Genomic DNA, 20,870 nt, shown 5'->3' on the forward strand with positions numbered 1-20,870 from the left:
AGGCATGCAAATCTCAAGTATAAGTACGGCAATAGACATTTCTGGTGCAGAGGCTATTACGTAGATACTGTAGGTAAGAATGCAAAGAAAATCGAGGAGTACATAAAGAATCAGTTAAAAGAGGATTTAGAGTACGACCAAATGACACTAAAAGAGTATATTGACCCGTTCACGGGTGAGCCGGTAAAGCAAAACAAATAAAAATGAGCCCAGGGGGCTCTGTAGGAAAATGATGTTGCGGCTGGCGAACCATTCGGCGAGTCTTTAGACTCAGTGCCGGCAACAGGCCCTTATAGGGCCAGAACAAACCACCGGCTAAGCCGGTGGTTCTGATTGGAGGAATAGCAATGATAAGAGCATTACTTACAATGGATGATTTTTCAACAAGGAATACGCCTGCAATTGTGGATTATCTGGAAGAAAAGAATATTCCGGTAATCATGTTTGCGTGGGGACAGAATGTAGAGCAGTATCATGATGAAACTGAAGAAATGGTGCCCGGATATTACAAACAGTTTCTGGATGAATGACTTATGAAAGGCGTTGAATTTGTTGCACCGAAATTTAAGTAAAAGTTAACGAAATGATTATGAAAAAAGTCCGTTTCAAGCGAAAATGAAACGGACTTTTTGATACTTTATTTGGATCAGTTTTCACATAATCTATGTAGGCGTCCTTTGATCACATACAAAAATAGTGCAATAAGACAAGCATAAAACAGCGTCAATACACATACTGCCAAAGTGGGGCCTATGGCTTCAGGGACGGAGAGATTCTGCATAGTAAGAACAAAACCAATGAGACTTGAGATTGCGCCTGCAAGAATTGTAATCTTTATTCCCAAACCTATAGCATCTGCAGATCTTTGTGCCAATGCCGGAAGTTCTTCCGAAGAAACTGACTTGTGTGCGAATGTAAGTTTAATGCCTCTGAAGAAATTGTAAAACTGTCCTGATGCCGCAAGACCTATAAGCTGAATACCAAGAACAGCAAACAGAGAAGGTGCATCAATAAACCATATCACCTGACCGACACCGCCTGATATTATGACTATAATATATAGAAACATTACCAGAAGAATGAGCCCTATAACAGTCCCGATAACTCGGCCTTTTTCCCTTTTCTTTTCATTTTCACTATCTTTAATAAGTTGAACCATATTGTCTTCCGCCTTTCCGTTATAATTCTCTGTGGTCAGGTGCTCGCCGGATAATAGTTCGTTGATATTTATCTCCAGAACTCTGCACAAATCAGGCATGATTGAAGTGTCGGGCATTCCGCGGCCATTTTCCCATTTTGAAACCGTTTTGTCGCTAACGCCAATTTCATCAGCAAGTTGTTTCTGGGTAAGACCTTTTTCTTTCCGTAAATCGCATATGAACATTCCGGTTTTCGTCTGATCGAGCATAAATGCCTCCTATCCACAGGTTTTCGGTTACAACTATAGCGTAAAGCAGATACATTATCATTGTAACCCTACGCAAAGGAAAGTGACTATACCCTGGCGCTACATTGTGCTCTACTAACCGTAGAGATACAAGATTTAGCATGATATTATAAGAACAAAAAGTTTGCCGGCAGACAGAAGCATGATGAACATTGGATGATGAGTAAGATTTGTAAAAACAGTTTTGCAGCAGTGATAAGTATAATTTTTGTGGCAGTTTTCCTGGTCAACTTGGGACTATCACGAAAATACAATTTGATTATGATTGTTTTAACCGGTGGCGGAAAACTTGTAGATTTATTGGGAGCATCGAAGGAGACTCTTTTTAATAAACGGGAGCTTTATAGATTAGTTACTTACGGATATTTGCATCCAACTGTATGGCATCTGGCAGCCAATGTTTATGCACTATGGTATGTGGGTTTATATATTGAGAAAAAATTGAGTAAGCCATTCATTTGTCTTATATATCATGTCGGACTATTTGTTTCGGGAGCAGTTTTTTTGTTGATATTTCCGAATGGATACATGTATGGCGCATCTCCGGCTATATTTTGTTTTCTTGGATTGATGGCTATGTGGTTTATCAGGGATAGTTCGTTACTGCATGAATATAAGGAATTATGTGGGAATCGTTACCTGCTATTCTATATGATTCTATCTAATTTCCTTGGGTTAGGAACATTTGTTGTTCATTTAACAGGATTTTGTGTGGGATTATTATTGGGATTTGTTGTAAAGAAAAAGAGAAATGCGGAATTTCAAGTTTAAAGGGGATAAACAATGACAGAAGAACAATGTTCAGAGAATCATTTGGCTATTACAGATCTGTTTACGAATTATTCTCAGAAAGGATATGCGTTAGGCAGGGTGATTGGCGATATTTTGCCGGTATCCGGCGGCCTAATGCACAAAATGTTTAAGGTTCAGACTGATAAGGGAACCTATGCGGTAAAGTGCCTGAATCCGGAAATTATGAAGAGGCCGGGAGTCTTTGATAATTATGGAAGGGCGGAAGCTTTGGAAGCTATCCTTGAGGACAATGACATTCCGATAGTTACGGCTTTATCTTTTAAAGGCAAAAAGATGCTGAAAGCAGATGGTAGATATTTTTACATCTTTAAATGGCAGGAAGGCCAAATAACAGACTGGAACCATATTTCAGAAGAGCAGTGTAATAAAGCTGGGGAGATACTTGGAAAAATACATGCTATTGATCCGAAAAATGATGAGGAATCTGATCCAGAACTTTCAGAAATAGATTTTAGAAGATATTTGAAAAAGGCTAAAGAAAAAGAATGCAGCATCGCATCTTGCCTTGAGCTTTCACTACAATGGGCAGGAACAGTTAATCAGAAATTCAGCAGTGAGAAGGATATCTGTGCGGTGCTAGGTGAACTTCCTGCGCCAGAGAAAGGAATGGTATGAAGGAACTATTATACAAATTTGTCAGGAAATCGCGGGAGATTTTACAAGATAATCTGACAGGCATTTATTTACACGGTTCAGCCGTGATGGGATGTTTTAACCCTGAAAAGAGTGATCTGGACCTGATTGTGGTCGTGAATGAACCTGTGCAGGATGACGTAAAGCGAAGATTCATGGATATGGTCGTGGAAGTTAATGAGGAAGGTCCTGCTAAGGGCATTGAGATGAGCATTGTAACGAAAAATGTGTGCAAGCCCTTTGTTTATCCTACGCCCTTTGAACTTCATTTTTCAGAAATGCACAAAGGATGGTATAGGGACAATCCGAAAGATTATATCCTGAAGATGAAGGGATCAGACAAGGACTTAGCGGCTCATTTTACTATAATCAGTAAACGAGGTAAGTGCCTGTTCGGACTACCTATAGAAGACGTTTTTGAACCTGTTCCTAAGGCTGATTATCTGGACTCGATATGGGAAGATATAGCTGAAGCACAGGAGGACATCATAGATAGCACGATGTACACTACTCTTAATCTAGCAAGAGTGTTGGCATACAGGAAAGAAGAACTGATTCTCTCCAAAAAGGAAGGCGGGGAATGGGCTCTTGATAACGTTCCCGAAGAGTATCATACACTTATTAGAGCGGCTATGTGTGAATATGCTGATGCCGCGAAAACCGCTTACGATCATGCTCTCGCAAAGCGATATGCGGAATATATGTTACGTGAAATACAGAACTGAAAAAAGTAGTTCGTTTCAGAGAGAAGACACAATTCTAAGGGAATAACCGGAGTGGAGAAAGGAGACCGGAGATGGAATTCAGAAAAGTATTTGATACTATACCTGAGCAGTTTGATAAGTACCGTCCAAGGTATAGCCAGGAACTGTTTGATTATTTGATTAGCTATGCAGAGATTGGCCCAGGGAAGTCAGTTCTGGAACTTGGCCCCGGAACCGGTCAGGCGACGGAACCTGTTTTGAAGACAGGATGTGACTATCATGCCATAGAACTCGGTGAACATCTTTATCAGAAGATGAAAGAGAAGTTTGGACAGTATGAGAATTTCCATATCGTAAATGATGACTTCATTACCCATGATTTCACAGATGAAAAATATGATCTCATATACTCTGCAGCAACTATCCAATGGATTCCGGAGCAGATAGCTTTTTCAAAAACTTTTGATCTGTTAAAGCCCGGCGGAATCCTGGCAATGATGCTTACAAAATCTGATTACAAGACCTCAAATGAAGAACTGTATAGCAATATTCAAAAGGTTTACGATGAGTATTTCAAACCGGAAACGGAGTATACACATGGTTCGTTTCGCTGCGAGAATGCGGTGAATTACGGCTATGCGAATTTTGAAAAGCGAGAGTTTTATGGACAGCGCGTGTTTACAGCAGACGAATATGTAGCCTTTTGCGGAACTCACTGCGACCACATAGTGCTTCCGGAGCCCTACAAGACAAAATTTTATGAAGGAATAAGGAGCGCGGTTATTGAAGCCGGAAATAGGGTTGTTTTTGATGACACATATGTTTTATATATGACAAGGAAACGTTATAATATTTAACAGGGCAAAATTGATATTATATGTCAGGAGGTTTCTTTATGGGCAAGGCAAAGGTTTATTTCACGGATTTTAGAACAAAACTGGATCAGAGCCAGGGCGTAAAGCTTCAAAAACTGATCCGAAAGGCAGGAATCGGTGATATTGATTTTGAAGGAAAATTTGTTGCAATCAAGATGCATTTCGGAGAGCTTGGCAACTTTTCCTATTTAAGACCAAACTATGTGAAGGCGGTTGCAGATGTCATCAAGGAACTTGGAGGTAAGCCGTTCCTGACAGACTGTAATACACTGTATCCCGGAAGCCGCAAGAACGCGGTTGATCATCTGTACAATGCGGAGGTCAACGGTTTTAACAGTGTGACAACCGGATGCTATGTTATCATCGCAGACGGCCTCAAGGGCACTGATGAAGCTACAGTTCCGGTGCCGAACGGGGAGTACTGCAAGGAAGCATATATCGGAAGAGCGCTTTACGATGCAGATGTTATTATTTCGCTTTCGCACTTCAAGGGTCATGAGATGACAGGCTTTGGCGGAGCTATCAAGAACATCGGTATGGGCGGCGGGAGCCGCGCAGGAAAAATGGTTCAGCATAACGATGGCAAGCCTATAGTGCATCCCGACCTTTGCAGAAGCTGTAAGCAGTGCGCTAAGGAATGCGGTTCTGATGCAATCTCATATGAAACCGGCAAAGCCGTAATAAATCAGGACCTTTGTAAAGGCTGCGGACGCTGCATTGGTGCCTGCGCTTTTGATGCCATATCGAATCAGAGTGGAACGGCTCTTGAATCCCTATGTTCGAAGATGGCTGAATACACGGCAGCTATCTGCAACGGAAAGCCCTGCTTCCACATCTCGCTTATCATGGATGTTTCGCCAAACTGCGATTGCCATGGTGAAAATGATGCGCCGATTCTTCCCAATATCGGAATGCTGGCATCCTACGATCCGGTGGCGCTTGACCAGGCCTGCGCTGATCTTTGCCAGCAGGCAGAGCCTATAAGAAACAGCCAGCTTGGCGATCACCTTGCACAGGAGGGATGGCATCATCACCACGATCACTTCCTTGATTCCAATCCCAATGTTAAGTGGAAAGAGACGCTTGAGCATGGAGAAAAGATTGGACTTGGTACAAGAGAGTACGAGCTGATAAGAGTTTAAGCAGATCGTTCACTGGGGGAAACATGAGCAAAATTACAGAAGAGATAAGAGAAGAACTCTTTAAATTGCAGGACGAAAAATATCGCGATTTTCAGGTAAAACTGATTCCCGGAAAGGACACCGAAGTAATGATCGGTGTCCGGACACCGGACTTAAGGAAGTATGCGAAGCAGCTTTCTAAAAAAGAGGACATAGCGGATTTTTTGATTGACCTTCCTCACAAATATTTTGACGAGGATCAGATACATGCCTTCGTGATATCCGAGATAAAGGATTATGGAAAATGTATAGAGGAGGTGGAAAGATTTCTTCCCTATGTTGATAACTGGGCAACCTGTGATCAGATGTCACCAAAGGTCTTTAAAAAAAATAAGACAGAGCTTCTTTCTTACATAAAAAAATGGATTTCTTCAGACAAAACCTACACCATAAGATTCGGGACCGGTATGCTCATGCAACATTTCCTGGATGACGATTTCGATATATCATACCCGGAGATGGTAGCTAAAATCAGGTCTGACGAGTACTACGTCAATATGATGACCGCATGGTATTTTGCAACAGCCCTTGCGAAACAGTATGATGCGATACTTCCGTTTATAGAAGATAAACGTCTCGAGCCCTGGACTCACAATAAAGCAATACAGAAATCGGTCGAAAGCTATCGGATTACACCTGAGCAGAAGGAGTACCTGAAAAGCTTGAAAATCCGGACAAAATAGAATTTGGAAATAAAACTCTTGACAATATAGATTGCGCGCAATATAATAGCATTAAATTAAGACGATGATTTATTGCTATCAACGCAACAGTTTTTATTTATGGAGGTTTATACCATGGGATTTTATGATTTTTCAGTAACTAACGCGCAGGGCGAAGAGATTTCAATGGAGAACTTTAAGGGGAAAGTTGTTCTTGTTGTAAACACAGCTACTGGCTGCGGTTTTACACCTCACTACAAGGATATCGAGGATATGTATGAGAAGTTCCACGATCAGGGCTTTGAAGTTGTAGATGTTCCCTGCAATCAGTTTGCAGGCCAGACACCCGGAACAGACGATGAGATCCACGAGTTCTGCCAGCTTCATTACAACACAAAGTTCCCTCAGATGAAGAAGTCTGATGTCAACGGAGAGAATCAGCTTCCGCTCTTTAAGTATCTCAAGGAGCAGAAGGGTTTTGAAGGCTTTGGCAAAGGCCCCGCAGCACTTGCAATGGGCGTAATGCTTAAGAAGATTGATAAGGATTACAAGAACAATCCTGACATCAAATGGAACTTCACAAAGTTCGTAGTAGACAGAAACGGTGAGGTTGTTGCACGCTTCGAGCCCACTGAGAAGATGGAAAACGTCGCAGCATGCGTTGAGAAGCTCATTTAACAGGAACAGAAGGTGACTATGAAGTATAGGAAAAACCGAAATGGGGAAGAAATATCTGCTCTCGGATTCGGATGCATGCGTTTTCAGAAAAATGCAACCGGCGGTATCGACATGCAAAAGGCGAACGATCAGATAATGAGAGCCTTTGAGCAGGGTGTTAACTACTATGATACCGCCTATATCTATTCCGGAAGTGAAGCAGCAATAGGTGAGATTTTTGAGAAAAATAATATCAGGGATAAAATCAATATAGCGACAAAGCTGCCGCAATATCTTATAGCCAGTAGGGAAGCTATAGATAAATATTTCAAAGAGCAGCTTTCCAGGCTTCGTACGAATTATATCGACTATTATTTAATGCACATGCTCACTGATATTGAAGCTTGGGAGAAACTAAAGAGGCTGGGAATTGAGGACTGGATTGCCGAAAAGAAGGCTTCGGGTGAGATAAGAAACATCGGTTTCTCATTCCATGGCAATTCCGATATGTTCATAGAAATCTTAAATGCCTATGACTGGGACTTCTGCCAGATTCAGTACAACTACCTTGATGAGGTATCACAGGCGGGAAGAAAGGGCATTGAGGCAGCAGGAGAGAAGGGAATTCCGGTTATCATCATGGAACCTCTTCGCGGAGGGAAACTGGTTAATCTCCTTCCCGAGAAAGCCAAGAGACTCATCGCCGAAGATGAAAAACACAGAACCGCGCCGGAACTGGCATTCAGGTGGCTTTGGGATCAGCCTCAGGTAACCTGTATCCTTTCCGGAATGAACAGCCTTGAAATGGTTGATGAAAACTGCCGCGTGGCATCGGATGCGGAAGTGGGCGATTTTACCGAAAAGGATTTTGCTCTTATCGAACAGATAAAGAACAGCATCAATGAGTCAATGAAGGTTGGCTGCACGGGCTGCGGCTACTGTATGCCCTGCCCCAGAGGAGTGGACATTCCCACTGCTTTCAGATGCTATAACACGATGTACACCGAAAATAAGAATTCCGGCAGATGGGAGTATATGCAGACCATAGGATTGCAGAAGAAGCCGGCGCTTCCCACTCAGTGCATCGGCTGTGGAAAATGTGAGAGTCACTGTCCTCAGCACATACACATAATAGAGGAGCTTAAGAACGCCGACAAAGCGCTTAGACCGCTTCCTTACAAGATTGCGATATGGGCTGCAAGTAAGTTTCTTTACAGAAAATAATTATTGTTTTTTTATTTCAAGTTAATTCTTTTATCATTCCGCATAGGCTACAATTTAAATGGCGGTATGGGTTTTGAAATGCCATACTTAGCGTTTTTTATGAGGGGGTAGCGGATGACTGAAGTTAAGAAAAGAACAAGAAGTAAAGCTGTAAAGATTAAAGACGGAGGTATTCCCCAGGGAGTACCGGCCGGATTTTTCATATACAATGCCGAGGATCCGGGGAAAATAGTTTTTGCGGATGAAAATATAGTAAAGCTCTACGAATGCGATTCACTGGACGATTTCATGAACCTTACCGGCGGGTGTTTTAGTGGAATGGTCTATTCTGAGGACTACGGAGCAACCCAGGGAGCCATAAGCAAGCAGACCGTTTTTGGTGCCATGCGACACGATTACGTGCGTTATCGGATACAGACCAAGAGCGGGAAACTCAGATATGTAGAGGATTTTGGTCACCTTGTCCATGCTGAGGGCGGGGTGAGCTATTACTATGTCTACATAGTGGATATAGATCAGAACGAATATTACAACAATAATAAGAACAGCTACGCCGAGTCACAGGTTCTTGAGATGAATCAGGAGATGGATTCTCTTACCGGCATGTGGAATCAGGCGCACTTCTATCAGGCTGTTCAGGAAAAAATGACGGATATGGAAATCAGAAGACAGGGAATAACCGTCATTTATTTCGATCTTAATCATTTCAAGCTTTTTAATGAAAAATACGGATTCCAGAAGGGTGACGAGCTCTTGTACGATATTGCAAGACTTCTGTGGCACTCTTTTTTGGAGCGCATGGTTGCGAGATTTTCCGAGGATCATTTCGTGGTATGTACCTTTTCAAGAGATGTTGAATCAACGGTACTTAAGATTCACGATGATGTGGCCAAGCTTGTTCCGGGTGCAAAGCTTGAGATAAAGGCAGGCATCTATAAGGTTGAACAGGACTGCAACGATATCGGCCTTGCCTGTGACCATGCAAGGCTTGCGTGCAAGAATATCAAGAAAAGATATGACATACCATATGCTTTTTATAACGAGGATATTCATTCTAAGCTTCAGATGCAGCAGTTTGTCCTCGATAATATCGATGATGCTGTGGAGAATGAGAGTATCAAGGTGTTCTATCAGCCTGTGATTCGTACCAGAACCGGAGAAATCTGCGGTTATGAGGCTCTTGCAAGATGGAAGGATCCCGAGAAGGGACTGATCCCGCCGGGTGGCTTTATTGAAATTCTCGAGGAACACAGACAGATTCATAAGCTTGATATGTTTATGGTAAAAAAGGTCTGCGAGGACTATGCCGACCTCAGGGACAGAGGCGAGATGCTTGTTCCTGTTTCCATAAACCTTTCAAGGCTTGATTTCAACCTCTGCAATGTCATTGATGAGATTGAAAAATACAGAAATGACGTAGAAATGCCGGTAAATATGCTGGATATTGAAGTTACCGAGAGCGCCCTCATGGAGGATGATGCGCTTATAAAAAGAGAAATCGATCACTTCAGGGAGCTTGGCTATCAGGTGTGGATTGATGATTTCGGAAGCGGCTATTCTTCCCTGATCACGATCCTTGACTACAAGTTTGATACGCTAAAACTTGACCTTGCCTTCTTAAGGCAGTATGACAGGAATCCAAAGGCCGGAACCGTACTCGGTTTTATTATCCAGGCCGCACACAGCCTCGGACATGTCACTTTGACAGAGGGTGTGGAGACCGAAGAACACTTCGAGTTTTTGAAAACAATCGGTTGTGATAAAGCCCAGGGCTATCATTTCGGAAAACCGCAGCCCATGGAAGAAAGCAGGAAACATACGACTTTCCAGGAAATGACATGGGAAAAATGCAGATAAAATGCTGATTTTATATTCATTTTTTCAAAATATATGGTAAACTACTTAACAATAACGCCTTCCCCTAGGGGGAAGGCACAATAGTACGAGGAGGATGAAAAAATGTACGTTACCTGTTTGGATTTGGAAGGTGTTTTGGTTCCTGAGATATGGATTGCTTTTGCTGAAGCATCAGGAATTCCCGAACTTAAGAGAACCACAAGAGACGAACCTGATTACGACAAGCTCATGAAGTGGAGAATCGGAATTCTTAAAGAGCACGGACTTGGACTTAAGGAGATTCAGGACACTATTGCAACAATCGATCCCCTGCCGGGTGCAAAAGAGTTTCTTGATGAACTCAGATCTATAACACAGGTTATTATTCTTAGCGATACATTCACACAGTTTGCAACACCTCTTATGAAAAAACTGGGATGGCCTACAATTTTCTGCAACAGTCTTGAAGTTGCGGATAACGGCGAAATCATGAATTATAAGATGCGCTGCGAAAAGGGTAAACTCACAACTGTCAAGGCTCTTCAGAGCATAGGATTCGAAACTATCGCAAGCGGAGACAGCTTTAACGACCTTGGAATGATCGAGGCCAGCAAGGCAGGCTTCCTTTTCAGAACAACAGATCAGATTAAGAAGGATTATCCTCAGTTCCCTGCATTCGAGACCTACGACGAACTGCTCGGAGCAATTAAGGAACAACTCAAGGCTTAATGAAAAGAAATTATAAATTTACACTCAGCTATGACGGAACCAGGTTCTTTGGCTGGGAGAGACAACCAAATAAAGACATGACCATCCAGGGCAAGCTCGAAGCAGTGCTTACCAGAATGGTGGGACTCCCGGAGGGAGAATCAGTTCAGGTAATAGGTGCCGGACGAACAGATGCCGGAGTTCATGCCAGGGCTATGACGGCTAATGCTATGCTTGATACAGATCTTACGGAAGAGGAGATTCAGAACTATATGAATCAGTATCTTCCGGAGGATATCAGCATCAATGATGTCAGAGCTTGCGCTGAGAGGTTTCACAGCAGATATAATGCCCTGGGGAAGACTTACAGATACACCTGTTATTTTGGTAATTCCAAGCCGGTATTCGACAGGAAGTATGTCACTGTTCTTGAGAACAAACCAGATGTGGAGCTTATGAAAAAAGCGGCCGAATATATAATCGGAACGCATGATTTTAAGAGCTTTTGCGGGAATACCAAGATGAAAAAGTCCACGGTAAGATGCGTAGACAATATCAAAATCGAGGAGAGCGGCCCTCAGATAAGGTTGTATTTCCATGGAAACGGCTTTTTACAAAACATGGTCAGAATAATGACAGGAACTCTTCTTGAGGTTGGCTATGGCAACATAAAACCTGAGGAGATGAAGGATATCATAGAAGCCTGCGACAGACAAAAAGCAGGCCCCACGGCACCGCCGCAGGGCTTATGTCTCATGAAGGTTGATTATTGAGATAGGACGCCCGCCAATTTACATATCACTGGCTACTGAATATGTAATGAGATAATTATCATACTCGGGGTGGAGCTGACCGAGTTCCTGGGTGTTGGAACTGCCGCTTCTTAAGGAGTAAGCGCTGTCACCGAGATTTACGTGATCGAAGGCAACAGGGGAACCATCCTTGAAAAATATGGTTCTTACATTTACAAGACTGGTATCCTCGGAGGAGTAGTTTGTACCGGTTACTTCAAGCACACCTTCCTGTGATTCCACATCAACATTGACAGAGTCATATTTGCAATCTTCTGTGATGCCGGTCATAAGGGTATAGGAATAGCTTGCAACGTCCTTTAATTCTGAGTTTTTGAACTGTCCATAGAGAATAAAGGATTGGCCATTTTTGATTGCCGAAGCACTGTCGTATACGGTTTTTATCGGATTCCCGTTTCCTCCGACAGCAAAGAATTTTGCAACTACCGACAGATCCTTTCCGGATTTGTTTGTTGCTATCACAACATATTCACTGTGCAGATTATCGGAGTCCATGATAAGATACTCGCCGTTAATTTGCAGGCCGTCTGCCATACCCTGTCCGCTGGCTGCCGTAATTGTAAATGAAGAATTTGCGAAAATGCTGATAAAAACAGCGATTGTGATAATAATTCCGTAGATTTTCCTCATACCCCTTTTCCTCCTGTTTCTTTGGTGTAATTAGAATAGCAAACGATAATAAATCCACCATAAAGGAAATCTAAAAAATCTATATACTGGGGGCTTTTCGGCTTACAAAATTTTTGCCTTATCTTTAGTACTTTTTTCCACTTGACAACAGAAACACAGGACAGGACTTAATGCATGAAATCTAAGTGCATTTTTCTCTTTTTGTACCCTTTAAAATATGATATAATCTTGTTTGGCTATGTAGGTAGCATGGGAGGCTGTGGAAGAAGTTTTTTTGCGTGGCCCGGCTGCCTTTTAGACATAACAGCAAGTTGGAAATGTGGTAATTATTATGGCAACAAATACGGGGGGTCACGGACAGAGCACGGATCGTTCCCGGAGAATCCGTTTTTTAAGAAGACTGATTCTCGTATCCATTGCAGCTTCATGCCTCATTCCCACCGGTTTTTGCATTTTCCTTGTGATCAAAAATATTCGTACCAATAAGATGCTTGATAAGGCGAAATCTGAACTTAGCTGGTACGAGGAGCATTTCGGGGAGGAGACGCTTGCCGGCGGAGATCCTGATAATCCTGACGCAGATGCTTCTGAAGATGAGACAGCAGATATAGCAGTACAGGAGACGGATGAGACAGAGGATGACACTCCGGCGGTTGATCCTGAGATCAGTAGCGGAGTTGCCGGTGAGGATGTTAAGTCCACAGAGGATGAATCATCCGATGAGGCGCCGGATGGAGAGCAGGAGGAATGGGACGGCATAAGAAGAGTTTATATAACCTTTGATGACGGGCCCAGTTCATCAACAAATCAGATACTTGATATTCTTGACAGCTATGGGGTTAAGGCGACGTTTTTTGTAACCGGTAAGGAGGGTGAAGAGAACGAGAAGCTTTACAGGCGCATAGCAGCGGGAGGTCATACACTGGGGATGCATTCCTACAGTCACAAATACAGTGAACTGTACGAATCACTCGGAAGCTTTTCGGCTGATTTACATAAACTGCAAACATATTTATATGAGATAACAGGTGTCTGGTCAGAGTATTACAGATTCCCCGGAGGAAGCTCCAATACCGTGAGCAGGGCTCCGATGGATCAATTGATAAATTATCTTGACCTTGAGCACATTACATATTTTGACTGGAATGTGGCCAGCAGTGATGACAGCGGCATCAATAAAGATGTGATAGTTGCCAACGTTATGACCGGGGTGCCTAAATTCCATGAAGCGATAATACTGCTTCATGATGCGGCGGATAAGCCCGCGACAGTGGAGGCGCTGCCTGAAATTATCGAACAGGTTCAGGCGCTTGATAACACAGTGATAGTTCCGATAACAGATGATACGTTACCGGTTCAACATATCAGCAATTCTCAGTAAGGAACGGAGGAAAGAGAAATGGGATTTTTTTCAGAGCTGAAAAGTGATCTCTCTCAGGCTGCAAAGACAATAATGCCTGAGGAAGGTGAGGAAGCTAAGATCCTGAATGCAACTGTGGAAAAGGAAGCTGCTTCAGAAGAAGTTGAAACAGCTAAGACCAAGACAGAGGCAGAGGTTAAGAAGGATCTGAACGATATGCTTGATCACCTTGACGATATTAAGCTCGACGAGGGTGAGTCAGAAGAGTCTTCTGAAGCGGTCATCGAGACCGAGGAAGAGACTGTAGCAGAGGTTGTGATTCCACAGGAGCCTGAAGCAGAGGAAGAAATTTTCGAGGAGCCTGAGGATGTTATTGAGGACCTCAGCACAATCGAGGAGGAAGAGGAGGATACAGTAGCAGATCTTTCAGCTTCACTTAGTGCAATTGAGTCAATTGCAAAGGAGAAGACAGAGGAGATGCCTGTATACCAGGAGAGAAAGACAACAAATTATAATAATGGGGGATTTGGATCAATGGACATTCAGCAGCAGACACCTACAGATGAAGTAGCCAGCATTACAGAGGGTATGAAAATAGTTGGTAATCTTGAGACAACAGGCTCACTTGACCTTGTTGGTAAGATTACAGGTAACGTAACCTGTCTCGGTAAGCTCAACGTTACAGGTGAGGTTGAGGGTGATTCCAAGGCAGCAGAGATCTATGCAGAGGCAGCCAGAATCACAGGTGAAGTTAGAAGTAACGGAAGCGTTAAGATCGGACAGAGTACAGTAGTTATCGGTAACATCTATGCTACAAGCGCTGTTATCGCAGGTGCTGTAAAGGGTGACATCGATGTTCCCGGTCCTGTAGTTCTTGATACTACTGCAATCGTTATGGGTAACATCAAGTCTCAGTCAGTACAGATCAACAACGGTGCCGTTATCGAAGGTAACTGCTCTCAGTCTTATGCTGAGGTTAATCCTTCCGCATTCTTTGATGGACTTAAGGGACAGAAATAATGAGAATACTTTTAAAACTTAGTGGTGAAGCACTTGCCGGACCTAACAAAACCGGCTTTCATGAAGAGACAGTTCGCGGAGTAGCACTCCAGGTTAAAAAGCTTGTAGATGACGGAGTTGAAGTAGGTATCGTCATCGGAGGCGGTAATTTCTGGAGAGGACGCACAAGCGAGAACATCGACCGCGTAAAAGCAGATCAGATCGGCATGCTTGCTACAATCATGAACTGCATTTATGTGTCCGAGATTTTCAGAAGCGTAGGTATGATGACAAACATTCTCACACCTTTTGAATGTGGTTCATTTACCAAGCTTTTCTCGAAGGACAGAGCAAATAAATATTTTTCAAAGGGAATGGTTGTATTCTTTGCCGGCGGCACAGGACATCCCTATTTCTCAACAGATACGGGATCAACTCTCAGAGCTATCGAGATCGAGGCAGACGTTATCCTTCTTGCCAAGGCTATCGATGGAGTATATGACAGCGATCCTGCTACCAATCCGAACGCTAAGCGCTATGACACAATAAGCATTGACGATGTGGTTGCACAGAATCTGCAGGTTGTTGATATGACAGCGTCCATCATGGTTAAAGAGAATCATATTCCTATGAGAGTATTCGCTCTTCAGGAAGAAAATAGTATAATAAAGGCAGCAAGTGGCAACTTCAACGGAACCACTGTTACCGCATAAAAAAATAATCCGGAGGATAAGTGTATGAATGAAAAAGTTAAAATCTACGAAGAGAAAATGACGAAGGCTTTTGATTTCCTTGCGCAGGAGCTTGCTTCTATTCGTGCAGGACGCGCTAATCCGCATGTTCTTGATAAACTCAAGGTGGATTATTACGGAACACCCACACCTATTCAGCAGGTTGGTAATGTTTCCATTCCCGAGGCGCGCATGATTCAGATAGCACCCTGGGATAAGAGTCTTATCAAAGATATTGAGAAGGCTATACTTGCATCCGACATCGGTATCACACCCAGCAATGACGGTGCTGTTATCCGTCTTATCTTCCCTGAGCTCACTGAGGAGCGCAGAAAGCAGCTGGCTAAGGATATCAAGAAGAAAGGTGAGGATGCTAAGGTTGCAGTAAGAAATATTCGTCGTGACGGAAATGATTCCTTTAAGAAATTAAAGGGCACCGACGTTTCAGAGGATGAGATTGCTGAACTTGAAGAAGATCTTCAGAAGATGACCGATAAGTTCGTTAAGAAGATTGACGAAGCGGTTGAAGAAAAGAGCAAAGAGGTAATGACAGTCTGATTTCGGAACCTCTTTATTCAAAATTATAAGAAAAAGAGCCTGTGGGTTACAGCACAGGCTCTACTTACATTTATAGGAGCCTTCCTTTCTGGGGATGAATGCAGAAAAAATAATGCCTTCCCCTTTGGGGGAAGGTGCCCCGAAGGGGCGGATGAGGGTAAATATGGAAGAAAACACAAAAATACCACAACATGTCGCTATAATACTTGATGGTAACGGCCGATGGGCCAAAGCAAAGGGCCTTCCCCGAAACTACGGACACAAACAGGGAGCTAAGGCTGTAGAGGATATCCTTGTTGTTGCAAGAGATATGGGCATTAAATATTTGACAGTGTATGCTTTCTCTACAGAAAACTGGAACAGACCCGAGACTGAAGTTACAGCCCTGATGATGATACTCAGACAGTATCTTAAGAGCAGTATCAAGAAGTCAATGAAGAACAACGTACGTTGTCAGGTTATCGGCGAGCGCAGCAAGCTCTCAGCCGACATTCAGGATGCAATCAATGAGCTCGAGACCGCAACAGCAGGTAACACCGGTCTCACTTTTACTATAGCAATTAACTACGGAAGTCGTGATGAAATTGTACGCGCTGTCAGAGAAATTTCACAGGAGTGCAGCAATGGCAAAATTGCGGCGGCTGATATAACAGAGCAGATGATATCGGAGCATCTGGATACTTCGAATATCCCGGATCCCGATCTTCTTATCCGCACCTGCGGAGAGCAGCGCCTCAGTAATTTCTTATTATGGCAGTGCGCTTATACAGAGTTTTACTACACAGATATTGCATGGCCCGATTTTGACGAAGCAGAGCTTCAGAAAGCGGTGGATGCGTATGCAGGCAGGAACCGTAAGTTTGGCGGTTTGAAAACAGAGCCGGAAGAGTAAAACATAAAAGGGGAAATATATGAAGACTAGAGTAATAAGCGGAGCAGTACTGGTAGTTCTGCTTATATTGACGCTTGTGAGCGGCGGTTATGTGACTGCAGGAGTTTTGCTCTTTGTATCACTTGTTGGATACCATGAACTTTCAGGTGCTTTGAAGGTTCGCGCTGCGGATGAAAAGATGAATCTTCCGGAGTTAATCGGAATGGCTGCGGTAACTCTTTATTACATACTGCTTTTGTTGAAGGGCGGAGATATGCTCTTTTTAGTGGTAGTAATAATGTCGCTTTTTGTGGCAGAGGCTGTTATTTTCGTTTTTTCATATCCGAAATATAAAGCTAATCAGATGATCGGATCCGTATTTTCGTTTATATATGCACCGGTGATGCTCGCATTTATTTATCTGCTGAGGGCGAAGCCGGAGGGGCACTTACTTGCATGGATTCCGTTTGTTGCGTGGATATGCGATACCTGTGCCTATTTTGCAGGCAGTGCTTTCGGCAAGCATAAGCTTTGCCCGCTTCTTTCTCCCAAGAAGACTATTGAGGGAGCTGTGGGAGGCGTGCTTGGAAGCGTTGTGGCAGGAGTTATTTTCGGATACGTTTATTCTAAATATACAGATACAACACTTTCCGCGCAGATTTGTATGACCAGCTTTGCTATTATCACATTTGTGGCGGGTTGTCTGTCTCAGGTGGGAGACTTGATCGCCTCCGGAATCAAAAGGGAGCATGATATCAAGGACTACGGTAAACTCATCCCGGGACACGGCGGTATTATGGACAGATTTGACAGTGTGATTTTTATCACTCCCGCCATCTATTTCCTGGCACTTCTGTTTATAAAGTAAATTACGAGGTAAATTTATGAGAAAAATTGTACTACTCGGTTCAACCGGTTCCATAGGAACGCAGACTCTTGACGTTGTAAGAGCCAATCCCGACGGACTTAAAATTGTCGGCATAGCTGCAAACAGAAGCGTTGACAAGGTTGAACAGCAGGTAAGGGAATTCAGACCCAAGTATGTGGCAATGTATGATGAGGATGCCGCAAAGGACCTCAAGATAAGACTATCCGATATGCCTGTTAAGATATTATCCGGTATGGACGGACTTGTTGAAATATCACAGGTAGAGGAAGCAGATACGGTTCTTACGGCTGTTGTCGGCATGATTGGCATACGTCCAACTATGGCAGCAATTGAAAGCGGCAAGGACATAGCGCTTGCCAACAAAGAGACGCTCGTCACCGCAGGTCATATCATTATGCCTCTTGCGGAAAAAATGAACGTGAAGATCCTTCCCGTTGACAGTGAGCACAGTGCAATTTTTCAATCACTTAACGGCGAGCCGAAAAGCAAACTCGAGAAGATACTTCTTACGGCATCGGGCGGTCCCTTCAGAGGGAAAAAGCGCGAAGAACTTACAACCATGACAGTGGATGATGCTTTAAAGCATCCCAACTGGGATATGGGCGTAAAGGTTACAATCGATTCCGCATCCCTTGTAAATAAGGGCCTTGAGGTTATGGAAGCAAGATGGCTTTTTGATGTATCACTTGATCAGATACAGGTTATCATTCAGCCTCAGAGCATAATCCATTCAATGGTACAGTTCGTTGACGGAGCTGTAATGGCACAGCTTGGCGTTCCGGATATGAAGCTGCCTATTCAGTATGCACTTTTCTATCCCGACAGAATGCCTATGGATGAAAAGAGGCTAGATTTCTTTGAGCTTTCTCAGATTACTTTTGAGAAGCCCGATACGGATACTTTCCTTGGATTAAAACTGGCTTATGATGCTGCCAGAGCAGGCGGAAGTATGCCTACAGTATTCAACGCGGCCAATGAGATGGCTGTTAAGAAGTTCGTAAACAGGGAGATTAAATTCCTTGATATTTACGAGATGATTTCGAGTGCGATGTCTCACCATCAAAAAATTGAGAACCCTAATCTTGAGGAGATTCTCATGGCTGAGGCTGACACTTACAAATATCTGGAGAATAAATAAATGCTTGTTAGTTTAATAATCTTTTTTGTAATTTTCGGAATACTTGTCACCACCCATGAACTGGGCCATTTCCTTATTGCCAAGGCAAACGGCATAAGAGTTTTGGAATTCATGATAGGAATGGGACCTGCGATTTTTAAAAAGCAGAGAGGTGAGACATTATATAGCATAAGGCTTATCCCTTTCGGCGGAGCCTGCAGATTTGAAGGCGAGGATGATATAGACGGGGAAGATCATGGTTATGATGAGCGTTCTTTCCCCAATGCTAATGTATGGGCTAGAATCGCGGTACTCTTCGGAGGTCCCTTCTTCAATTTCATCACTGCAATTATTCTTGCGGTAGTTGTAGTTGCCAATTCACCCTGGGCATTCCCGGTGGTATCAGGTATCACGGATGAGAACTCCGCAGCTGCAGAGGCAGGACTTCAGGAGGGAGACCTCATTGTAAAAGTCGACGGCGAGAGAATTCATCTTGCTTCCGAAGTTACACTCATATCTCAGTTCAGCAAGGGCGGAGTTATGCAGATCGATTACGAGCGCGACGGACAGCTCTACCACACAGAACTTACGCCTCATTATGATGAGGAGCAGGGCAGATACTTTATGGGAATCTACCTCGGAAAATATGAGAGGGTTACAGGACCCAAGGTTCTTGCCTATGCGTGGTACGATGTCCTTTATTACTTTAAATCTACTTACAGAAGTCTTGCACTTTTGATACAGGGAAGATTGTCACTTGGTGACGTGTCTGGTCCTGTCGGAATGGTGAAAATTGTTGACGATACCTACGAAGCGGTAAGCCCGTATGGATTATCTTCAGTTATACTTACAATGCTTGAACTTTTGATACTGTTATCCGTTAACCTCGGAGTGATGAACCTCCTTCCGCTTCCCGCATTGGACGGTGGAAGACTTGTGTTCCAGTTCGTCGAGGTACTTCGCGGAAAGCCCGTTCCGAGAGAGAAGGAAGGCATGGTTCACCTCGTCGGAATGGTAGTTCTTATGGCCTTCATGCTTGTTGTAGTAATAAGTGACGTATCTAAATTCATGAAGTAAGGAGGCACCCATGGCATACAGAGACAACACCAAAGTAGTTCACATTGGTAACAAGGTCATCGGCGGCGGCAACCCGATTATGATCCAGTCCATGACCAACACACCCACTGAGGATGTAGAGAAAACCGTAGCGCAGATACTTGCTCTTGAGGCGGCAGGTTGTGACATAGTTCGCAGTACCGTTCCGAATCAGGAAGCAGCAAATGCCATTAAAGAGATAAAGAAGCGCATACATATTCCGCTGGTGGCAGATATCCATTTTGATTACAAAATGGCGATTGCCGCTATGGAGAATGGCGCAGATAAGATAAGAATAAATCCCGGAAACATCGGTTCAAAGGATAGAATAGAAGCAGTTGTTAAAACCGCAAAGGAGAGAAACATCCCCATCAGAGTTGGCGTTAACAGCGGCTCACTTGAAAAAGAGCTTGTGGAAAAATACGGCGGCGTGACAGCAGAGGGCCTTGTGGAGAGCGCTCTTGATAAGGTTGGCATTATCGAGGACTTCGGATATGACAATCTTGTTATCAGCATCAAATCTTCCAACGTTATGCTTTGCGTAGATGCACACAAAAAGCTCGCAGAAAAGACAAATTATCCGCTTCATGTAGGAATTACAGAGGCAGGAACTCTTTACGGAGGAAATATCAAGTCTTCTATCGGACTTGGAATTATCCTTAACGAGGGCATCGGCGATACAATCCGCGTATCCCTCTCAGGCGATCCTACAGAGGAGATTCGCACTGCCAAAATGATACTTAAGACACTTGGCCTTAGAAAGGGCGGAATCGAAGTGGTTTCCTGTCCCACATGCGGAAGAACCAAGATTGACCTCATTGGACTTGCCAATGAAGTTGAGAAGATGGTTCAGGAATTCCCGCTTGATATCAAGGTTGCGGTTATGGGCTGCGCAGTAAACGGCCCCGGTGAAGCCAGAGAAGCCGATATAGGCGTGGCTGGCGGTATCGGTGAGGGGCTCCTTATCAAACGCGGCGAAGTAATTAGAAAAGTTCCGGAGGCTGAGCTCATTAGCGCCCTGCGCGATGAACTTGTTCATTGGAACGATTAATATATCGAAAGAGACCA

General features: G+C 43.6%; 24 protein-coding genes. 22 read left to right on the top strand and 2 right to left on the bottom strand.

Translation table 11 applies throughout. From position 1 onward, the window contains the following. The coding region (locus tag G596_RS0117220; RefSeq protein WP_022763066.1) for an IS200/IS605 family transposase at nt 1-201 on the top strand (201 nt) is incomplete at its 5' end. A 146-nt stretch (nt 202-347) separates the two neighbouring features. Next, a complete protein-coding gene (locus tag G596_RS0117225) occupies nt 348-530 on the top strand; it encodes a polysaccharide deacetylase family protein (protein ID WP_022763067.1) in 183 nt (60 codons plus the stop codon). Nucleotides 531-646: 116 nt separating this feature from the next. On the opposite strand, the gene G596_RS24120 is transcribed toward G596_RS0117225, so the two are convergent. Beyond that, complete coding sequence (locus tag G596_RS24120) at nt 647-1,408, bottom strand: helix-turn-helix domain-containing protein (RefSeq protein WP_022763068.1); 762 nt, start codon at nt 1,406-1,408, stop codon at nt 647-649. A 195-nt stretch (nt 1,409-1,603) separates the two neighbouring features. Here G596_RS24120 and G596_RS0117235 point away from each other — a divergent pair, with 195 nt between their 5' ends. From G596_RS0117235 to truA, 11 genes are all read left to right on the top strand, one after another. Then, the gene (locus G596_RS0117235; RefSeq protein WP_022763069.1) at nt 1,604-2,218 is read left to right on the top strand and encodes a rhomboid family intramembrane serine protease; all 615 of its coding nucleotides are present in this window, start codon (nt 1,604-1,606) and stop codon (nt 2,216-2,218) included. Between the two features lie 12 nt (nt 2,219-2,230). Next, nucleotides 2,231-2,875: a phosphotransferase gene (locus G596_RS0117240; RefSeq protein ID WP_022763070.1), complete on the top strand. Its 645-nt coding sequence runs from the start codon at nt 2,231-2,233 to the stop codon at nt 2,873-2,875. Next, nucleotides 2,872-3,618 (top strand): aminoglycoside adenylyltransferase domain-containing protein, encoded by a 747-nt coding sequence (locus G596_RS0117245; protein WP_022763071.1) that lies wholly within the window; start codon nt 2,872-2,874, stop codon nt 3,616-3,618. The genes G596_RS0117240 and G596_RS0117245 overlap by 4 nt, the downstream gene beginning before the upstream one ends. Before the next feature lie 71 nt (nt 3,619-3,689). Beyond that, nucleotides 3,690-4,454: a class I SAM-dependent methyltransferase gene (locus G596_RS0117250; RefSeq protein WP_022763072.1), complete on the top strand. Its 765-nt coding sequence runs from the start codon at nt 3,690-3,692 to the stop codon at nt 4,452-4,454. Between the two features lie 38 nt (nt 4,455-4,492). Beyond that, on the top strand, nt 4,493-5,614 hold the full coding sequence (locus G596_RS0117255) for a DUF362 domain-containing protein (protein WP_022763073.1): 1,122 nt from the start codon (nt 4,493-4,495) through the stop codon (nt 5,612-5,614). A 23-nt stretch (nt 5,615-5,637) separates the two neighbouring features. Next, a complete protein-coding gene (locus tag G596_RS0117260; protein WP_022763074.1) occupies nt 5,638-6,336 on the top strand; it encodes a DNA alkylation repair protein in 699 nt (232 codons plus the stop codon). A gap of 114 nt (nt 6,337-6,450) precedes the next feature. Continuing rightward, a complete protein-coding gene (locus G596_RS0117265; protein ID WP_022763075.1) occupies nt 6,451-6,993 on the top strand; it encodes a glutathione peroxidase in 543 nt (180 codons plus the stop codon). An 18-nt stretch (nt 6,994-7,011) separates the two neighbouring features. Further along, nucleotides 7,012-8,196: an aldo/keto reductase gene (locus G596_RS0117270; RefSeq protein ID WP_022763076.1), complete on the top strand. Its 1,185-nt coding sequence runs from the start codon at nt 7,012-7,014 to the stop codon at nt 8,194-8,196. A gap of 114 nt (nt 8,197-8,310) precedes the next feature. Continuing rightward, on the top strand, nt 8,311-10,053 hold the full coding sequence (locus G596_RS22740) for a putative bifunctional diguanylate cyclase/phosphodiesterase (RefSeq protein ID WP_022763077.1): 1,743 nt from the start codon (nt 8,311-8,313) through the stop codon (nt 10,051-10,053). A 102-nt stretch (nt 10,054-10,155) separates the two neighbouring features. Beyond that, nucleotides 10,156-10,761 carry a bifunctional phosphoserine phosphatase/homoserine phosphotransferase ThrH gene (gene thrH, locus G596_RS0117280; RefSeq protein WP_022763078.1) on the top strand — a complete coding sequence of 202 codons (606 nt, stop codon included), beginning with the start codon at nt 10,156-10,158 and terminating at the stop codon, nt 10,759-10,761. After that, complete coding sequence (gene truA, locus G596_RS0117285; protein ID WP_022763079.1) at nt 10,761-11,513, top strand: tRNA pseudouridine(38-40) synthase TruA; 753 nt, start codon at nt 10,761-10,763, stop codon at nt 11,511-11,513. Before thrH ends, truA begins: the two co-directional genes overlap by 1 nt. A gap of 18 nt (nt 11,514-11,531) precedes the next feature. Here the strand turns inward: truA and G596_RS0117290 are convergent, their stop codons facing one another. Continuing rightward, the gene (locus tag G596_RS0117290) at nt 11,532-12,182 is read right to left on the bottom strand and encodes a hypothetical protein (RefSeq protein WP_022763080.1); all 651 of its coding nucleotides are present in this window, start codon (nt 12,180-12,182) and stop codon (nt 11,532-11,534) included. 331 nt (nt 12,183-12,513) lie between these two features. On the opposite strand from G596_RS0117290, the gene G596_RS24125 reads away from it, so the two are divergent. The 9 genes from G596_RS24125 to ispG all read left to right on the top strand — a co-directional run bounded on the left by G596_RS24125 (nt 12,514) and on the right by ispG (nt 20,853). Next, nucleotides 12,514-13,563, top strand: a complete 1,050-nt coding sequence (locus G596_RS24125) for a polysaccharide deacetylase family protein (RefSeq protein WP_022763081.1) — start codon at nt 12,514-12,516, stop codon at nt 13,561-13,563. Nucleotides 13,564-13,581: 18 nt separating this feature from the next. Further along, complete coding sequence (locus G596_RS0117300; RefSeq protein ID WP_022763082.1) at nt 13,582-14,562, top strand: polymer-forming cytoskeletal protein; 981 nt, start codon at nt 13,582-13,584, stop codon at nt 14,560-14,562. Continuing rightward, a complete protein-coding gene (gene pyrH / locus G596_RS0117305) occupies nt 14,562-15,254 on the top strand; it encodes a UMP kinase (RefSeq protein ID WP_022763083.1) in 693 nt (230 codons plus the stop codon). The genes G596_RS0117300 and pyrH overlap by 1 nt, the downstream gene beginning before the upstream one ends. 24 nt (nt 15,255-15,278) lie before the next feature. Beyond that, nucleotides 15,279-15,830 carry a ribosome recycling factor gene (gene frr, locus G596_RS0117310; protein ID WP_022763084.1) on the top strand — a complete coding sequence of 184 codons (552 nt, stop codon included), beginning with the start codon at nt 15,279-15,281 and terminating at the stop codon, nt 15,828-15,830. A gap of 163 nt (nt 15,831-15,993) precedes the next feature. Beyond that, nucleotides 15,994-16,722 carry an isoprenyl transferase gene (locus G596_RS0117315; protein ID WP_022763085.1) on the top strand — a complete coding sequence of 243 codons (729 nt, stop codon included), beginning with the start codon at nt 15,994-15,996 and terminating at the stop codon, nt 16,720-16,722. 19 nt (nt 16,723-16,741) lie between these two features. Further along, a complete protein-coding gene (locus G596_RS0117320) occupies nt 16,742-17,569 on the top strand; it encodes a phosphatidate cytidylyltransferase (RefSeq protein ID WP_022763086.1) in 828 nt (275 codons plus the stop codon). Between the two features lie 16 nt (nt 17,570-17,585). Then, entirely contained in the window at nt 17,586-18,728 is a 1,143-nt protein-coding gene (gene dxr / locus G596_RS0117325; RefSeq protein WP_022763087.1) for a 1-deoxy-D-xylulose-5-phosphate reductoisomerase, read from the top strand. Continuing rightward, nucleotides 18,729-19,784, top strand: a complete 1,056-nt coding sequence (gene rseP / locus G596_RS0117330) for an RIP metalloprotease RseP (protein ID WP_022763088.1) — start codon at nt 18,729-18,731, stop codon at nt 19,782-19,784. A 10-nt stretch (nt 19,785-19,794) separates the two neighbouring features. Beyond that, nucleotides 19,795-20,853, top strand: a complete 1,059-nt coding sequence (ispG, locus tag G596_RS0117335) for a flavodoxin-dependent (E)-4-hydroxy-3-methylbut-2-enyl-diphosphate synthase (RefSeq protein WP_022763089.1) — start codon at nt 19,795-19,797, stop codon at nt 20,851-20,853. Nucleotides 20,854-20,870 lie beyond the last annotated feature (17 nt).

The organism is Butyrivibrio sp. AD3002 (assembly GCF_000420905.1).
Lineage (GTDB): Bacteria > Bacillota > Clostridia > Lachnospirales > Lachnospiraceae > Butyrivibrio.

Bases quoted from the DNA above. Each gene is read 5' to 3' on its own strand.
- G596_RS0117225 (WP_022763067.1), top strand. From the start codon at position 348: ATGATAAGAGCATTACTTACAATGGATGATTTTTCAACAAGGAATACG.
- G596_RS24120 (WP_022763068.1), bottom strand. From the start codon at position 1,408: ATGCTCGATCAGACGAAAACCGGAATGTTCATATGCGATTTACGGAAA.
- G596_RS0117235 (WP_022763069.1), top strand. From the start codon at position 1,604: ATGATGAGTAAGATTTGTAAAAACAGTTTTGCAGCAGTGATAAGTATA.
- G596_RS0117240 (WP_022763070.1), top strand. From the start codon at position 2,231: ATGACAGAAGAACAATGTTCAGAGAATCATTTGGCTATTACAGATCTG.
- G596_RS0117245 (WP_022763071.1), top strand. From the start codon at position 2,872: ATGAAGGAACTATTATACAAATTTGTCAGGAAATCGCGGGAGATTTTA.
- G596_RS0117250 (WP_022763072.1), top strand. From the start codon at position 3,690: ATGGAATTCAGAAAAGTATTTGATACTATACCTGAGCAGTTTGATAAG.
- G596_RS0117255 (WP_022763073.1), top strand. From the start codon at position 4,493: ATGGGCAAGGCAAAGGTTTATTTCACGGATTTTAGAACAAAACTGGAT.
- G596_RS0117260 (WP_022763074.1), top strand. From the start codon at position 5,638: ATGAGCAAAATTACAGAAGAGATAAGAGAAGAACTCTTTAAATTGCAG.
- G596_RS0117265 (WP_022763075.1), top strand. From the start codon at position 6,451: ATGGGATTTTATGATTTTTCAGTAACTAACGCGCAGGGCGAAGAGATT.
- G596_RS0117270 (WP_022763076.1), top strand. From the start codon at position 7,012: ATGAAGTATAGGAAAAACCGAAATGGGGAAGAAATATCTGCTCTCGGA.
- G596_RS22740 (WP_022763077.1), top strand. From the start codon at position 8,311: ATGACTGAAGTTAAGAAAAGAACAAGAAGTAAAGCTGTAAAGATTAAA.
- thrH (WP_022763078.1), top strand. From the start codon at position 10,156: ATGTACGTTACCTGTTTGGATTTGGAAGGTGTTTTGGTTCCTGAGATA.
- truA (WP_022763079.1), top strand. From the start codon at position 10,761: ATGAAAAGAAATTATAAATTTACACTCAGCTATGACGGAACCAGGTTC.
- G596_RS0117290 (WP_022763080.1), bottom strand. From the start codon at position 12,182: ATGAGGAAAATCTACGGAATTATTATCACAATCGCTGTTTTTATCAGC.
- G596_RS24125 (WP_022763081.1), top strand. From the start codon at position 12,514: ATGGCAACAAATACGGGGGGTCACGGACAGAGCACGGATCGTTCCCGG.
- G596_RS0117300 (WP_022763082.1), top strand. From the start codon at position 13,582: ATGGGATTTTTTTCAGAGCTGAAAAGTGATCTCTCTCAGGCTGCAAAG.
- pyrH (WP_022763083.1), top strand. From the start codon at position 14,562: ATGAGAATACTTTTAAAACTTAGTGGTGAAGCACTTGCCGGACCTAAC.
- frr (WP_022763084.1), top strand. From the start codon at position 15,279: ATGAATGAAAAAGTTAAAATCTACGAAGAGAAAATGACGAAGGCTTTT.
- G596_RS0117315 (WP_022763085.1), top strand. From the start codon at position 15,994: ATGGAAGAAAACACAAAAATACCACAACATGTCGCTATAATACTTGAT.
- G596_RS0117320 (WP_022763086.1), top strand. From the start codon at position 16,742: ATGAAGACTAGAGTAATAAGCGGAGCAGTACTGGTAGTTCTGCTTATA.
- dxr (WP_022763087.1), top strand. From the start codon at position 17,586: ATGAGAAAAATTGTACTACTCGGTTCAACCGGTTCCATAGGAACGCAG.
- rseP (WP_022763088.1), top strand. From the start codon at position 18,729: ATGCTTGTTAGTTTAATAATCTTTTTTGTAATTTTCGGAATACTTGTC.
- ispG (WP_022763089.1), top strand. From the start codon at position 19,795: ATGGCATACAGAGACAACACCAAAGTAGTTCACATTGGTAACAAGGTC.